We start from the raw sequence: 16132 nt of genomic DNA, 5'->3' as shown, positions 1-16132 counted from the left end.
TGGGCCTGTGTATCGCTGCAGGCCAGTGTGACAGGCTCTGGTGATGTTGTGGTCAGGGGAAATCCGGGGACCGTGATTTTTCTGTCGGTATGTTGGGAGAAATCCGGTTCACGTAAACGTACGAAAGAATATTCAACATAGTTTGTCTGGCATGATCCCCATCTCATGGATCAGCATACCAGCGTGTTTTATGTTCAGTGTCGTCATGTTTGAATTAAGGTCTTTCATCATAGGACTTCCACCGTATCGCACATACTCCCTTAATCTACCGTTGTAGGAAGCGCTGGAAGCGATTTTAAGCTGTTCTCTCGGACAGGTGAGATAAGCCACTCCGTGAATGAGATCGTCCTCTACAGCGTTCAGATAGACGGGAGAGGCGGCGATGACAAAGACATCATGCCGGTACAAGCTTAACAGCTCCGCAAGAGAAGTTACTTTTCCCGGAAGAACAGGGTCGGAGGTCAGCATTCCCCAGATGCTGGCGCTCTTTTTTCCAAGCTGAGAAAACGTCGCTTCATAAGGGATCGCGGGGTCAGAGCTGTGCCGCAGGCCCAAGCCTGCAGAAATAACCCAAAGGGATATACGGGAATGTGAGGCTGCAATGGACTTAGCCGAATTCCAGTGAGCACCACGGTAGATGTCTTTCGTTTCTTTTATGTCACACCCTGATGCGTAACGGTATTCAACGCGTTCCTTCCATATTTGGTAAGAAAGTTCTGTATCAGGTGTCTGGTATGGGAAAATTGTGTCCTTTATTGGACCACTTTTGCTTTTAGCACATGTAGTGATGAGATGTATGGTTTGCATAAGTTAAAGGCCTCAACAGAGGTGCTGATTATTAGCTGGGAAGCGTGGTTAATAAATAGTAAGCAGGATCATCGTGATGCACCCAATACCCGGAACCACATTGGCATTCTTCTCCAGGGAAAACAAACATCTGCCTGATAAGGTAAGCCCTTAGTTCTGGTGCTATTACGCTCTCAATTTTCAATAAATAACCATGAGTCATGCAATGTGATTTTAAACGAGAAAGGAGGGTGCTGAAGCATCCTTGTTTTTGAAATAGTACCGATACAGAGGAAACAACAAGTACAGGCTTACACAGGAGGGATAACGATCCGCAGCGTGAGCGTACGTACATATCCTCAAACAGAGATAAACCATGGACATGTATGGATTTTATGGGGATTATCTTACCTTCACATTCAGTCATCAATTTATCAAAGACGCTGATTATATTATCTATATCTGCATTAAGTCGTGTGCGGAAACATGGAATGTGAGTCACCGTCATATTTGTTGTCCTTTTACTCATCCTTTAGATTTTTACGTATCTCTTCATGGGCAAGGTATTCATTATATAGTTCACCATATTTGAGCTTGAGTCGAGCCAGCCGTTTATTCTCTTTTAACACTTCAGAGTTAGCATCTCGGTACTGCTGGTTACTCGACTTTTTGACTTCGGCACCGGAACCGATTGCATACTCTTTGTTCTTACTGCTAATGCATAGACGACAACGGCTTTTCAGCCCATCCTTACCTTTGGTCTCTTTGCCGAATGAATCAAATGGCTTGACCAGATGGCATTTTTTGCATCGTTTATGACCGGCGGGGACGTCATCTTTATCCATGGTTCAATCCTGTTGGCGAAAAGGGGGTAGGTATGATTCATCAGCGTAGCATCATTTTCAATGATTTTCGACTTCTTCCCGAGCATTTCACATAACGTACATTATGCGCACCTAAGTTATTGAATTTAAAGTAATTTATTGGTGCGTCTTTTTCAGGTGCAGTCTGGCTATATAGAAATGTCCATACCCGGCCAGCATATTCATGTTTGTCAGTTAGTCTGGGGAATTGGTTTGCAGCAACGCAAAGTCTTCCCGGTTTTCTTCGTTGCAGTCGGCCAGCAAACATCCTTATTGATAGCCCTGTAGTCTGCTTGTTCTGTAGTAAATGCTATGACAACCGTGGTTACGGATAGATCTGCGAGTAAAGACGAATTGCGCTGTATGATATGACGACCAGTGCTGCAAGATGCAACCAGAAGAACGTAATACTCTTGTTCTTGAGCCATTGGGTGACCTCAGGATGGTCATCATTAGCGAGTCCTTTCTTATGGGTTGTCTGTATTTTAATGGCGACATAATAGGTCGCGAGATGCCTTAGTGTTAACCAAAGCAAGAAAACCAGGAAAATAACCAAACAGATAGTTATTAACCCTTTGTACTCTATAAAAGGATCGATAAATGAAACTATCATATTATTTTGCATTTAGCGGGTTCTCGTTCTCAGGCGAATTGGTATTCAGCCAGTTATTCATTCAACTTCAGTGCGTCAGTGCTTTCTTACTGAAGAAGATAACGTGCTCATCATTTCGTATCAGCATTTAACTGCAGAACGGAAAACCCTTGGGTTGCAGGTTGAGACACGTAACTAAGCCTACACTGCTCTAGCAAGGGATATATACCGTCAGTACATCCGGACAAGCGTATGCTAAGGGGCTTGATGAGCATTCCAGATTGAGTAAATAAATCTTTAAGCGTTGATTTCTGCGTATAGATAGAAGGTTTTCCGGGGCCAGATGTCCATCCATTCTGCCAGTCTGTATCCGAGAGCAGATAATCCTGCCACCCCATAGTTCGAAGTGTGTCAATCATACAGGTGAACCTGAATAAGGTACTCTGTTTGGTTAACTCACCTGAACTCGCCAGCCATAAATATTCAACCTTATTATACAGGCGTGCAGACGGGCCCTTATGCTTACCCTGTTCCTGTAACCAGATAATATCCTGTGCTAATGATCTGGGAAACAGTTTACGTTTCTGTGCAGTAGACAACCATTGCATAATAAACATATGGGTTTGTAGCGAAGACTGTATCTTTCCTTCCCTGCGAGCAAGCGCAACAGCGATAAGGATACACCATGAAAAGTGAGCCAGTTCTGTATCTGGCCGTTTGGTAGGTAGAACAGTCAAAGAAATCTCCGGGGTAGTGCAGCTACTGGTGAAAGAAGGAGAATACCACAAGAGAGGTCACTGGCGTACTTCAGTCGTTAATACTAGATCATCCAGTACAGCGGTGAAGGACGAGATGTAATGGGTCAGAAGCTCGTACTACGGTCTTTGAGTTACTTTGACAATCGTAGTGGGTTGAAAACATCAAAAAGTGGTTAAACGGCTATTGAGTAAAAGAAAAAAGCCACCTTAGAATGGTGGCTTCATATCGTTTCGAAATTTACTTTTCGATTAGGAAATCTTCAAGTGATTTGCCTGTATTGAGCTGGGCCTGAATTGGACCCGGTGTACGTCCCTGGCCTGTCCAGGTTTTTTCCACACCGGCATCGTCGGTGTACACATATTTCGCAGGACGAGATTTACGCTGCTTCCGTTCTTTTACGATACCGGCTGCAGACATTAGTTCACTCGGATCAATACCATCAGCAATCAGCATTTCACGATATTGACTGAGTTTTTCTAAATGCACCCGGTTAGCTTCTTCATTTGCTTTTTCTTCTTCACGACGCTCACTAACGATGACCGTTAATTTTTCAAGAATATCTTCGAGCGCCTCTAAAGCCACTTCCCGTGTCTGAGCGCGAAGTGTACGAATATTGTTTAGAACCTGTAGTGCCTCGCTCATTTTGACCTCGTGTTTTGATTGTTTGTGTCTCTTCGGTGCTGGACATACAATATATTAAGTACACATAATTCGGCAAGCTTTCTTTATAAAGTATTATGTATGCGCACATTAAATGGACTGATTCCTGCAACGATGTATTTGTAAGTCTATATTTTAATGACAGAGTGAGATTCGTTAATGGTTAGGTTAAGAGAGTAATTCTGATTATAGAATTTTGTGCAGGCTATTTCTTAATCACTTTTCTTAGGCCATAGACCGCTATGCGACTGAATAGTCAGGGGTTGTTAAATCAATTAACATTAGGATGTACAAACAGGTTGGGCTGTAAACAACACAACGGCCGAAACGCTAAAGATCGAAATGGAAGAATGAACATTAAGTTTATGTAAGCCAGATTTACGTAAATATATATAGCTGAGGTTTACGGATGTATCAATGAACTAAATGTTAGCGCAAGAGATATACAAGTCAGACAATTTATTTGAATCAGAACCAAATTTCACTTTTACTGCTATTTAATGATTGATTTATTAATGGAATGTGTTCATTTTAGAATTTTGTAACAAGAAAGAGCTTGATACATATGCACTTGGGAAATTCAAAAACCGCGTTTGGTTTTATATCTATAACCATGCACTGGTTAACAGCAGTGACAGTCTATGTGATGTTTGCTCTGGGTTTATGGATGGTCACATTAGGTTATTACGATGTCTGGTATCATAAAGCACCAGATATACATAAAGGGGTCGGTATCCTGCTTATGATGGGATTACTCATCAGGATTGTATGGCGAGTTGTTTCCCCTCCCCCAGCGCCTTTAAAGAGCTATTCGAGACTGACACGAATATGTGCTGCTTCAGCTCATTTACTTCTGTATTCAGGGCTTATAACTATTGTGGTTAGTGGGTATCTAATATCAACTGCGGATGGTAAACCAATAAATGTTTTTGATTTATTTGAGGTACCGGCAACATTAACCGATGCAGCAGTTCAAGCTGACGTCGCAGGCATAATCCATCTATGGGTTGCATGGGGAATTGTTATTGCTTCTGTGATGCATGGACTGATGGCCGTAAAACACCATTTTATCGATAAAGACGAAACACTTCTCAGAATGATAGGTAAATCGTCGTCACAAACTGGAGTAGAAGAATGAAAAAACACCTGCTGGGTCTTTCACTAATTGCTGTGCTCTTTGCCTCTGGATCAGCTGTTGCAGCTGATTACAAAATTGATAAAGAAGGTCAGCACGCATTTATCAATTTTAAGATCAAACACCTTGGTTATAGCTGGTTATACGGCACCTTCAAAGATTTTGACGGGACTTTCTCATACGATGAGGTTAACCCTGAAGCCGATAAGGTTAGTGTGAAGATTGCAACCGGTAGTCTTGATACGAACCACGCTGAACGTGATAAACATCTTCGTAGTGCAGACTTTCTGAATACTACAAAATTTCCTGAAGCGACTTTCGTGTCAACGTCAGTTAAACAAAATGGCGAAAACTTTGATATTAACGGTGACCTGACACTTAATGGTGTGACACGCCCTGTAACTCTTGATGCGAAACTGATTGGTAAAGGGGCAGACCCATGGGGTGGTCAGCGTGCAGGTTTTGAAGCTAAAGGTAATATCCGCCTGAAAGACTTTAATATAAAGAGCGACCTGGGACCAGCATCACAGGATGTTGAGCTTATTATATCTGTCGAAGGAATTAAGCAATAAATCATAACCCCGGGTATTCCCCGGGGTTTTTAATTTGAAACCTTAGATAGATGAAATTTTCTTAAATCTACAGAAAAACCGTTTCAAATTGAATCAATCAGGTAGAAAGTTACTTTCAAAAAAGGAAGTAAGGTCCTGTATCGTATAAGGCACTACACAGTCATCAGTTAATCATTTTTATGTCGCCACTGTCGTGGTTCAATGGCGTGTGGATCTGCCCACAGCCCCCTCTGGGTGTTACGGGCATCCTGTTCAAGAGCACCATACTCAGGGACGATTAAACGACCCTGGTATCGATATGCCCATGCCATGCCTTCGTATACCATTAAGCCATTCAGATCCTGGTTTTCCAGAAAAAGAGTGCCGAGCGTGCGGCCATAAACGTCTTGACCATGTTCCTCAATATCAACAACCCGGTTTGCTGCAAGTTGGATCATAAAATTCTTAGACTTCTGACCAAATGCCTGATTACTCTCTGGGGCATCAATACCATACAGCCTGATTTTTGTTTGTTGAGTACCGTCATATACCACGACTGTATCTCCATCAATAACACGGACGACTTTTGCAGAAAAGCTGTCCGCATAAGATATCAGGGGACCCAAAAATATAAGAGTGATAAAGGGGTAGAACGTAACTTTCAATAGAGGGAGTTTAAGCATCATATTTCTCTGGGTGATAAGGTCACCGAGGTCACGTAAAGAGCAAAATGAAAGTGGAAAGTTACTTTCGACGTATATATTACTTTATTAATATCGTGCTTTTGTGTCAATCTGTATGATATTAACTTTCAGATGCTAGAAAATCACATGGCCGCTGAAAAAAGGAGGACTTATGTCTACAATAAATGATGTGCTTATATCATATGGGCCTGAGAGCAAAAGGTATACACGAGATTTTCAGACAAAAGAGGAGTTTAAGAAAAGCTGGTATGCCGTTTTGTCGAGAGCACATGCATCTGTTGAAGCAAAGGTATCTTGTACATGTAAAGGAAAAGGAACTAAGTTCCTTGCCGTAAAATATAGTACAGGCGGTGACACCTATTTCCTTGCCCGGTATCCGAATACGGGTGGACAGCATTCTCCTGATTGTATTTTTTTCACGCTGGATAAAGATAATTCCGGTTTAAAATGCTATACACATGGTGTGGTCAAAGATCTTAAAGATGGTGGCTTCGGCATCAGACTCGACGTTGCATTAGCCTCATCTGACTCGGAACCTACCTCGATCGTTCCGGTAGATAACAGGAACTCACCTGGTGGAGTTTCGCAAACTAGTATGTCGCTGCTAGGTTTGCTCCAGTTCCTTTGGGATGACAGCGGCCTGAATCGCTGGTATCCGAAAATGACCGGTAAACGTAATCCAGGAAAGGTATTCAACCTTATTACCAGCTCATCGGAAAAAATTAAAATCGCATCACATCCACTATCCACGCATTTACTGGTTGGTGCATATCCTTCGACTCCTCAGGAAACCAAAAATATAAAAATGGTAGATGCGGTTATGCTGAGCAAGGAACGTCTAATTTGCCTCAATGCACTGTCTAAATATAACTCTGAAAAACATTCGAATGTATCGAAGCGCCTCCCGGTAAGGTATTTTTCTGGTGTACCGGTCGTGCTGATGAATACAGATGACTGGACGTTACTGGAGAAGAGATTCCCCTCTGAAATAGCAAACTGGAGAGCAGGAGGCAATGTAATCTGTATTGCTATAGGCGAACCAGGTAAATTTAAGGGTAAAGATACGTCCTATCTTAAGCCCCTCCAGATAGCCCTGATGAACGTTGATGATAACTGGATCCCTGCAGATTCGAGCTATGAACTTACTATGCTTAATTATCTTCATAACCAGGAGAGAGCGTTCATCAAGCCACTAAGATATGATGCCTCGAATAATGATGTCTTTCCTGATTTCTGCCTTACGGATACAGGTAGTCATGAACTATTTCCTATTGAGGTATTTGGCATGGATACAGCTTCATATCTGGCGCGAAAGGCGATTAAAGAAAGTTACTATAATGAACGATATGGAAAGAACGGTTGGGCATCATGGATTGCACCGGCTGGCCCCCTCCCGCAACTGCCAGCTAAAGCCAGAAGTTAACGGCGACATACTATAAGGGCTTCGGCCCTTTCCTTTTTCCCCTTTTTCACTTCTCTACTGTTATTGTTGATTTCTAATCCAGGAAAACCTAATACTTTAACCCTCTCATTCATTTGTCAGTATCATTTACACCGTACTTCAATCCTATTAACTATACTTTTGCTTTTAATGTTGGACGACACCGATCCCCTGACCGTTCTTCCCCCACAAAGCACAAAAGTAACTTTTCAGCATAATGGGCTTCAACCCTGTTGTCCTTGACCCTGTGGTTTCGAGAATGATCCGTAAACCGGCCAGAAATCATCCAAAAATGTGTTTTTCATCGCCGTGCGCTGCGTAAAATCTGACGTACTCACCCCTCCGATTTTTTCCAGATTTCACGTAGCGTAACCTGTGTGAAAACCACTCCAAAAGTAATTTTTGCACTGATTAAAAAGCCGGTTACCCTCCCCCTTGTGAAGTTACATTTCTTTAACACATGGAATAAACGTTATTATTCGAAGTGTTAAAAAATGGGCGAATTTCAGTCAAACCGATATCCGATCTCCAAAATCCTGCAAATCTGAATTTATGTTTCCGATCTCAGCTCGATGATATTAATGAAACCCCTTTTCATTAATACACAAGCAAAGCATAGATATAATGTTAGCAAGCTAGCTGTTTCACCTGTAACCATCACGGCATGATTCTAATCAAATTGAATCTACTAAGTGACACTGTCACGCAATAATCATGGAATTGAACAGAAATTCGGCAGCTCTGTCGTGTTTAAGGAAATGGTCAGAACTTAATAAGAAAGCCTGCAGATTCAGAGGTGTCGGCTTCAGGCAGGAAGAGTCAAACCGGCAAAGGGGCGAATGCTCCACATTCAACAAACCACCCCTGGTTAGTTGAATCCTTTGCCGGTTTTCAAGAAGAATACCATTTAGCTATCAAGTTGTGTTCAGTTAGGCTCGCCATTTTTATGTTCAGTTATCAGGCCCATAGAAAATTTTTGGTTAAATGCACTTTTCCGCTCTCTGTAGAAAAACACCGGGAACTGCGGTTGCTAAGATGGTTGTCACCTGAACAAACGGATGATTTTATGAAAATTATTGAGGTCAGCTACGGCCCCACTGAGGGAGTATCTATTAGTGGTTTATATCTGCGAGAGACGACAACTACACAAAAATCCGGCACACTTTTAGGCGGTGGACTATCTCAGTCCGGCGTAGTTCTGGGTGGTGGCGGTTACTCTGGTAGCGAAACAAATCAGACGGGACGATCGGCTATTTTTGCACCTCCTCAGGGCAAAACAGCTGAACCGGATTTATCGAGAATGCATGAGCTGTTAATGTACCTGGTTGTGGGATTCATCGCATTGAACATTCTCACTTATGGTGCATATGGAATTTTCATGCTCACTGGATTTGAGTTGTCAAAGACAGCTGTAGATTTATTTGAAAGTTCGTTTTACTTTTATATGACAATAGGTATTGTCGCTGCATTATGTATAATGCTAATGGCTCCAAGGGATTATTCTCCGGTCCTGATGGAAAACAGGAAGAATGAATTGCGAAAGGAAGTTTACCTACGTCTCCGTTATGTTGATTCAGACAATATCGTTTTCGATCCTGTAACACTAACGGGTTGCCATGCTGACAGAGACTATATTTTTTCTTTAATTGAAAACATTATCAGGTAATTCGGATGGGGAAGCCTTAACATCTTAAAGGGCTTCCATTGTCTATTTGTGGTATTTATTTGAACGTGATGAAATTGCAGATGTTAATTTTAAGGTAACGTAATTTAATCACTTTTGTAATCTATCCAGGTTTTATATGCCACATATAAACATGCTGCTAGTAGATTTCAAATCAGTCACATCTCTACTCCATCTTTCATATTTTCCATCAAGCCGGATATCCCGGCATCACTAAAGTAAATGATATAAATTTAATATCAGGAAATTATAAAACGCATCGTCATACGTGAAAAGGTAGTTATCTCATAGTAATTCACGAAATAATTTAACACTGAAGTTTTAAAATAGAATGTTTTTAATTCCCTGCCCCATTTCATAGACTTCCAGTGTTTATCATGGTTTTTTTCTTCCTGTGATTTCACTATTTAAAACACCCCTTACGGAACAAATAAAACCTGGTAGGATAATCATGTCAACTACACCAGCTTTTAAATGAGGGTTTAATTTCATGGCAGGTACAGAACTCGTTCCTCTTGGCTTATATCAACACTGTGCAATGGCTTCTGTTGCTTACGTCGAGCGCCGTCGATCCATGGGCAGGAATCTGGGGGAGCTGGCCTATGCAAAAGCTTTTTTCAGAGCATTAACAGGTAAGGCTCAAATTACATCGAGTGATGTCCGTCAGGTCGATGCTTCTTATGACCCGTCAGTACGTGGCGAGGCTACAAAAATGGATTACATCCGTGCTATCGATCTCCTGATTGATACCCGTGGAGAAGCCTTTACCCTGCCGCTCTCATGGTCTGTGGCCGTAGCGATGTTTCCAGGCTTACAGAACCGGGTAACACAGCGCCGCGATCACCGTGAAATGATTATGGAACTGCGGGACAAGCGCAAGACCACCAGCCATTCGCAATCAAAAGAAATCTCGTTTCATACCGATAAGGCCATTTCAAGCCAGCGCCTCAATTTCTGCCGTCCTGGGGAGCACAAACAATGGCTCAGGGACTGGCACGATGAGATCCATGGTCAGTGTCTACGTGATAGTGATATTTTCATGATGCTCAGAACTTGGTGGTCAAGATTCTGGATTACTAAATATCGAAGTGACTATATCTGGTGCAACTCGTTACATGAGTTGCTAGATGAAATTGATTATGTTCTTAGCTCAATTACTTTATGGGAATACAATTTGTGTGTTTCAGCATTGCCATTGAGTATTACATTTGCAATGTGATTGCTAATTTCATCCAGCAACCAGGGCGGATAAACTCATTTTATCTTACTTTTAATTGCCTCTCATCTAAAGTTTGGTAGTGTTTCTAGTGGCGACAACCTATAAACATTCAGATAAATTTTTCCTGAATTATGAGTTTGAAGCTTTTAAAAATACCCTCTTGATGAGCTAATTCTATTTGTTATGATGAGCGTATTAATACTCCCTTGCCTCTTTATACTTAAATATTACATGGAGATTAAAATGGCTGACTATTATTCGCTTTCTGCATTTGTTATTAATACTACCCCCGTTCAGAGCGAAGTTCTACTGGAAGCAATGAATGAGTTATTTGAGCCTGACGACAACTTCATTGCTAAGCTCATCTCCTGTCCGAGCACTGAAAACCTGTCTGAAATGGAACGTGTTGTGCGTCACTGTGTGCTGAATCATCCGGACAGAACTGTTGATGAAGTTATTGATGACTGCGACTGGTCATTTGATGGTGAAATATGTTCTGAGGGTTTCCTTGTTCACAGTGATTGCGGTAATTTCAATTCAGAGCATGCAGCGCTTTTTGCTCAGGCATCACTCATTGCCTTTGAACGAAATGAACTTATCGAGTTTCAGATATCACACACCTCCAATAACTTCAGACGCACCGATGGCTATGGCGGCGCTGCTTGTGTCGTTTCCCGTGACTTTATTCGCTGGACTGGTAACCACGAGTTCCTTGAAGCTGAGCGAACCTCATTTACAGAAAGTATGCACTATTACTTCTGTTCTTTTACCGAGATCCACGATGAACTGGAATTTCCAGAGAAATTTATTCTTCGCTGCCCGGCTAACGTAAACGCAGAGCATCGCTTCGATGACATACTGCTTAACTATCGCACAGGCGGTGAAAAAGATACCGATGGAGTCATCAATTTTGTTTCTGGCTCCTCTATAAAAAAAACCGACCTGAAAACGCTCACTCCTGATGAATATCGGGTGTTGAAGCAGTTCCTGACGGTTATCTGACTTCCGATAGCAATAAACCTTCCTGTTTCGTTAACCGCACCTGATTAAGTTACACCGGAGACAATATGACAAAACAAATTTTCCCTGCAGAACTGGCCGAAATTGTAACGGCTCTTCTGGTTAAACCTGAGCTGCTGGGCGAACTGGACACACGTGTAGCTCACCAGGAGTTCATGAAGGCCATCGGATGTGTTGTCGCCGATTTCTGCGGGGGTGCCGTTAACGGGGTTACTGACGGAGCTATATCGAGACCCTATCTCTCTGATGTCGACTGCACACCCTGTCTGCATATTGAAGCAGATGACCGCCTACCGTCACCGGACCACAATGTCTGGGCTAACTATCATATAGAGGGCTGGCAAGAAGGTGATGATATTGAGGCAGTATCTGTCCCTGTATCAGTGAAATCACAACGAGCGGGTATACAGGGGATTTTAAGTAATGCCGGTCTGACACTGGGTATCGAACAGCAGTTACAGCTCCAAATGGTAGACTGGCGAATTGCGGAAGACAGTGAGCTGCTGCTAGAAGACGACGGGCGCCCTTACACCGCGACCCTCCATATAGCGAACCAGACATCACTGGAGCTGGTGGACTCGGCTGGAGAGTCATCTTTTGGCTTACGACTCGAAATTAATCACGGTGTCCCTGCGCTACACCTTAACGTGGCCGGAGGTGATAATCTCCTGCATATACATGTTGCACAGGGTGGGCTGATTCTGACGCCGGACCATTCAGGGGTGCAGATTGGCAGTGCTGAACCCGATCGTTATGCCTACTATGACAATGCATCTCTGCTTGTCCGAACCTAATTTCAACATAATCCCGTGTAGAGCTACAGCCGGTTCCACGGGATTAGGTGCCAGGCAGCTACGAAACCTTATTTCTAAGCCATCGTGCCAGTCCGGTGTCCAGTATGAGTTCTGCAAGTCTGATAGGGCCAATCATCGTGACGCCTTCAGCACGATGATCCTCACTCAATGTTCCTCGATGCCAGACAAAGAACATTCGATCATAGCTGTCACTGCTCTGGAACAGTGACAGATACTCAGAGAATACAGACTGGTCAGCAACAGACTTCACTTGCACAAATGCCCGTTCGCCGGTGGTGGGCAGTTCAAGCTCTATGTCGACCGTCTTCTGTGTCCTCCCAAGGCTCCCGGTTCTTTTCCATCCGCTGGCGGAAAAAATCAGATCTACCAGCAACTCAAAGTCCTGCCAGGTAAGTAAACTACACAACCTTGAAATAGCCTTCAGGTACTGATCTTCAGCAATATCCGCGTCTACGATTTCCGGCGATTGCTCATCGTTAATTTTCCGGAGGGCATAATCGGCCAAACGCACATCGCAGATGGTGCCCCGGTAATTCTGTGTAGCGAGTAAAGCACCGCTCAGGACGCTGTGGGAGAGAAGCTTTCCGGCCAGACTATGGCTGTGCCATCCGTTCACAGTGGGGCGGATCCTGCTGCCATCATCCAGTTCTGTGACTTCCCCGGAAGGCTGGCACCAATACAATAATCCCTGGCTGAAAGTTATGAACACTATATCGGGGGTGGCTGTGTAAAATGTCCTTATCTGCCTGACATCACTGGTGGCAGTGGACTGGTTATATTTCCTCTCTTCTAACCAGACTTTATTGACATCTTCCCACTTTCCCTCAAGACACATCTGATGGGGTGTTTTGTCGTAACCAAACCTAATAATGCCAGATGTCAGGCACTCACGTTCCCATTCGCCTCCCTCTCCCAGCTTGATATATTTAACAGCAGTTGCCTGAATCTTTTCCAAAATACAATCACTCCGCTAAACGAAACTCCAGACTGAATATCGTCTTTGCATATTGAAACGCTATACGAATCTGGCACGCTTTCGTCGGTTAGAAACACGGGCCGCGTTGTATCATCATGCATCATCAGGACTTATAAAGTTGTATCCAGCTGATAATGTCATCACGCGCTGTGCGGCTCAGTGGGAACGAAGCTGCGATTTGACGACAATCAGGGCGCATTTTTTGCCGAACGGCCCGCAGAACGTCACAACACCAAAAAGCTCCTTTTCGGGGCCATCGCATCGTCACCGCTTTCATTTGAGAAAGTCAAAATCTTCCCGACGCTGAACTTCCATACCATGATTTTTCTGAATCGTCAGAATTGTCTGGTCGGCGGCGTGTACTTTATCCTGCAATTCCTGGCCTCCCGCTTCTCCGTTATAAAAAGACGGAGGAGTAGAGAGAATGGCCTCCATAACGTCCATCAATGACGCGACCTCTTCACCGCTCAGGGTACCGCAGTCATATATCAGATCGTTATGCAGCGTTGAAATATGTCCTGCGATCGTCATTGAGTACGCCATTCCATTTTTCGTTCTGGGTGTTGACGATGTTTCAGTAAGCACACGCCAGTATTCAAACACAGATCGGGCAGTGGTGATTAACCTCCGAGTGTATTCCTCTGAGCTAAAAAGCCGGGACCTGACCGTAAAGGGGAGTTTTCCGTTTTCAGCAATATACTGATAGAGCAAAGTAATGGCCTGCGTGGGGTTTGTTCCCAGCAGTTTCATTGTTTCATCCGTGCGTTGTTTGAGTTCTTCATCAATGCGAACGCTGATCTGTGACAGTGCCATACACACTTCCCGTGTAGTGAGTTTGCTATACAACATATCACAGTGATATTTGTGTAGCAATTATGCTACACACCTTGGCATTTCAGCACAATCGGATAAAGAGAAGCGTAGGAATAAGCCGGGTATTCACATTCAGAGAGACGGGATCTCTGAGAATTTATCCATGGTGCGTTTTTTATCGATTCGAGTCTGTAGCCACGCCTGAAAATCCGGGCGTGTTTCCGCAATCCTGACGGCTTCTACAGAGAAAACCTTATATTTGCCCTGCTGCTGGGGCACGCCAAGCCAGCGGCGTATGGCGGCGTCAGTCCACAGACGGGAGTTCTTTAGCCTGTAGACCGTGATCCATTTTTCTGACCATGCATCAAATTTCTGGCAACGCAGCTGATACCGTCGCTCTTCTTCCCGTCTTTTCCAGTCGCTGTCTACAGCAAACTTTCGGTGACCAACAAAAATCCCCTGGACTTTGCCCATGTCCTATCTCCCCCGATATGCAGTCATTATCCAGGGTAACAGTTCAGAGCCGTAACGACCAGCAGCTCCGGGCAGAATAGTCCGGTGGGTACCGGCACCTGACCCCGGAGAGGTGTCTACTGTATGCGACAAGGTGAGCAAACACGGAGATGGCCATCTCCATAATTTCTGAATGCCGGCACGACGATCAGTCGATAAAATAGCAAACGTAAGACAACATACCTCAAAGTCTTTGGACCTTTACCGTGCCCGGCCCGCCCCTCGCCGCGCGTGTGAAAAAAAGAGAAAAATGAAAAAAAAAGAAAAAAAGAATATGCCGAAAATGTGCACAGTCGTAACTCACGCAGAGCGTGACGCTCCGGGGCAAAGGCTTTGCAGGGCTATGAGGTATGTTGTCTTACGTTTGGGTATGGTTGTCCGTCCCTCCCGTTTTCGGTGATTGTTTCGCCTGACCTCCCGCTTTAACATTCACCGCTGGTGGCCCGCCGTCACGGCGAAATTTCTAACTGAGCGAGGTTTGTGTGAGTAACAGAGGCAGAGAAGACAGCGTTACCGATGTGTTTAAATCTCAGGTGCAGGTTGCGTGCCGTGAACACGGAATGAGTGATCTCATCGCCTCGCTGAACGGCAGCGACCGGGATATAAATGCTGATGCTCTGTTTGGTGTGTGCGACCGGTTCTTTCTGGTCGAGATGAAATCATACAACCGAAATGTTCGTGATGAAGCCAAAAAACCTGCTGTCTGCCTTCTCTGCAATGGATTACAGAGGAGCTCTAAGATCCGTCGCTGGCACAAAGCATGTCACTTCATCATGTGGGGACGTATTGTTAAGGATTCGCTTGATACCCGTTACACCATTTACCAGGACAGTGTTTGTCGGGATTCTGTCCTTCCGAGTTGCAGTGGTCTCGGGGAGCCTCCTAAACCGAAAATTTACCGGGGGGAGGACCTGGCAAGAAAAGCAGCTTTAGGTACAGCGGGCTTATCAAAACCAGACTTTTTCCATTACCTGTGGTGGCTGTTAAATGGCCGGGCTGTAGACGATTTTCAAATAGCGCCCGGCAGCAAGTTAGGTTTCAGTTTGTTTGGTACATCAGCCACAACCGGTTCGGTGTTCAGTAAAACGTTCAGAACTTACGATGACCTTGAAGTGTGGGCTGATGATGCATTAAGACGATTACTCACCATCAGGGGATAACCATCTGAAGATATTTCGCCGGTGTGATCCACGTTTTTGCTGTCGGCTAAAGTAGATATCTCCTCTGCTTCGGACAGCGCCGGGTTCCCCGCTACCGGCATCGACTACAGTAAACATTTCCCAGACTTCGGCCAGCTGCCAGGGCGTCGTCACCGGCGTCGACTACAGTAGACATTTTCCCCTGCTGCGGCCAGCTGCCGGGGCGTCGTCACCGGCGTCGACTACAGTAGACATTTTCCCATGCTGCGGCCAGCTGCCGGGACGTCATCACCGCGTCGACTACAGTAGACATTTACCCAGCTGCGGCCATCTGCCGGGGCGTCATCACCACGTCGACTACAGTAGACATTTCCCCGACTGCGGCCAGCTGCCGGGGCGTCATCACCGCGTCGACTACAGTAGACATTTTCCCCTGCTGCGGCCAGCTGCCGGGACGCCGCC

At 44.5% G+C, this 16132-nt stretch carries 16 protein-coding genes; 8 read left to right on the top strand and 8 right to left on the bottom strand.

Annotated elements, in window-relative coordinates:
• Nucleotides 1-132 precede the first annotated feature (132 nt).
• The 4 genes from ABLV17_RS15895 to ABLV17_RS15880 all read right to left on the bottom strand — a co-directional run bounded on the left by ABLV17_RS15895 (nucleotide 133) and on the right by ABLV17_RS15880 (nucleotide 3642).
• On the bottom strand, nucleotides 133-807 hold the full coding sequence (locus ABLV17_RS15895) for a hypothetical protein (RefSeq protein ID WP_085551649.1): 675 nt from the start codon (nucleotides 805-807) through the stop codon (nucleotides 133-135).
• Nucleotides 808-1307: 500 nt separating this feature from the next.
• Entirely contained in the window at nucleotides 1308-1631 is a 324-nt protein-coding gene (locus tag ABLV17_RS15890) for a hypothetical protein (protein ID WP_069476631.1), read from the bottom strand.
• A 741-nt stretch (nucleotides 1632-2372) separates the two neighbouring features.
• Nucleotides 2373-2978: a DUF2913 family protein gene (locus ABLV17_RS15885; RefSeq protein WP_348854366.1), complete on the bottom strand. Its 606-nt coding sequence runs from the start codon at nucleotides 2976-2978 to the stop codon at nucleotides 2373-2375.
• Between the two features lie 259 nt (nucleotides 2979-3237).
• Nucleotides 3238-3642: an H-NS family nucleoid-associated regulatory protein gene (locus ABLV17_RS15880; RefSeq protein WP_348854365.1), complete on the bottom strand. Its 405-nt coding sequence runs from the start codon at nucleotides 3640-3642 to the stop codon at nucleotides 3238-3240.
• A gap of 583 nt (nucleotides 3643-4225) precedes the next feature.
• On the opposite strand from ABLV17_RS15880, the gene ABLV17_RS15875 reads away from it, so the two are divergent.
• Entirely contained in the window at nucleotides 4226-4798 is a 573-nt protein-coding gene (locus tag ABLV17_RS15875; RefSeq protein ID WP_348854364.1) for a cytochrome b, read from the top strand.
• Nucleotides 4795-5367: a YceI family protein gene (locus tag ABLV17_RS15870; protein ID WP_348854363.1), complete on the top strand. Its 573-nt coding sequence runs from the start codon at nucleotides 4795-4797 to the stop codon at nucleotides 5365-5367. The genes ABLV17_RS15875 and ABLV17_RS15870 overlap by 4 nt, the downstream gene beginning before the upstream one ends.
• 167 nt (nucleotides 5368-5534) lie before the next feature.
• On the opposite strand, the gene ABLV17_RS15865 is transcribed toward ABLV17_RS15870, so the two are convergent.
• Nucleotides 5535-6032: a thermonuclease family protein gene (locus ABLV17_RS15865; RefSeq protein ID WP_348854362.1), complete on the bottom strand. Its 498-nt coding sequence runs from the start codon at nucleotides 6030-6032 to the stop codon at nucleotides 5535-5537.
• 169 nt (nucleotides 6033-6201) lie between these two features.
• Here ABLV17_RS15865 and ABLV17_RS15860 point away from each other — a divergent pair, with 169 nt between their 5' ends.
• The 5 genes from ABLV17_RS15860 (at nucleotide 6202) to ABLV17_RS15840 (ending at nucleotide 12208) form a co-directional block, all read left to right on the top strand.
• Complete coding sequence (locus ABLV17_RS15860) at nucleotides 6202-7473, top strand: DUF1173 family protein (RefSeq protein WP_348854361.1); 1272 nt, start codon at nucleotides 6202-6204, stop codon at nucleotides 7471-7473.
• Nucleotides 7474-8287: 814 nt separating this feature from the next.
• Nucleotides 8288-9157 carry a hypothetical protein gene (locus tag ABLV17_RS15855; protein ID WP_148674114.1) on the top strand — a complete coding sequence of 290 codons (870 nt, stop codon included), beginning with the start codon at nucleotides 8288-8290 and terminating at the stop codon, nucleotides 9155-9157.
• Nucleotides 9158-9665: 508 nt separating this feature from the next.
• Nucleotides 9666-10394: a plasmid SOS inhibition protein A gene (locus ABLV17_RS15850; protein ID WP_053065112.1), complete on the top strand. Its 729-nt coding sequence runs from the start codon at nucleotides 9666-9668 to the stop codon at nucleotides 10392-10394.
• A 243-nt stretch (nucleotides 10395-10637) separates the two neighbouring features.
• Nucleotides 10638-11396: a hypothetical protein gene (locus ABLV17_RS15845; protein ID WP_053065113.1), complete on the top strand. Its 759-nt coding sequence runs from the start codon at nucleotides 10638-10640 to the stop codon at nucleotides 11394-11396.
• A gap of 65 nt (nucleotides 11397-11461) precedes the next feature.
• Entirely contained in the window at nucleotides 11462-12208 is a 747-nt protein-coding gene (locus ABLV17_RS15840) for a hypothetical protein (protein ID WP_053065114.1), read from the top strand.
• A gap of 58 nt (nucleotides 12209-12266) precedes the next feature.
• Here the strand turns inward: ABLV17_RS15840 and ABLV17_RS15835 are convergent, their stop codons facing one another.
• The 3 genes from ABLV17_RS15835 to ABLV17_RS15825 all read right to left on the bottom strand — a co-directional run bounded on the left by ABLV17_RS15835 (nucleotide 12267) and on the right by ABLV17_RS15825 (nucleotide 14492).
• The gene (locus ABLV17_RS15835) at nucleotides 12267-13184 is read right to left on the bottom strand and encodes a hypothetical protein (RefSeq protein ID WP_053065115.1); all 918 of its coding nucleotides are present in this window, start codon (nucleotides 13182-13184) and stop codon (nucleotides 12267-12269) included.
• Nucleotides 13185-13478: 294 nt separating this feature from the next.
• Nucleotides 13479-14018, bottom strand: a complete 540-nt coding sequence (locus ABLV17_RS15830; RefSeq protein WP_053065116.1) for a type II toxin-antitoxin system RelB/DinJ family antitoxin — start codon at nucleotides 14016-14018, stop codon at nucleotides 13479-13481.
• 132 nt (nucleotides 14019-14150) lie between these two features.
• A complete protein-coding gene (locus ABLV17_RS15825) occupies nucleotides 14151-14492 on the bottom strand; it encodes a hypothetical protein (protein ID WP_053065117.1) in 342 nt (113 codons plus the stop codon).
• A gap of 599 nt (nucleotides 14493-15091) precedes the next feature.
• Between ABLV17_RS15825 and ABLV17_RS15820 the strand changes: the two genes are divergently transcribed.
• Complete coding sequence (locus ABLV17_RS15820; RefSeq protein WP_348854359.1) at nucleotides 15092-15691, top strand: hypothetical protein; 600 nt, start codon at nucleotides 15092-15094, stop codon at nucleotides 15689-15691.
• Nucleotides 15692-16132 lie beyond the last annotated feature (441 nt).

The organism is Klebsiella sp. CN_Kp091 (assembly GCF_040065095.1).
GTDB lineage: Bacteria > Pseudomonadota > Gammaproteobacteria > Enterobacterales > Enterobacteriaceae > Klebsiella > Klebsiella aerogenes.
This window is presented reverse-complemented; position numbering and strand designations above follow the sequence as displayed.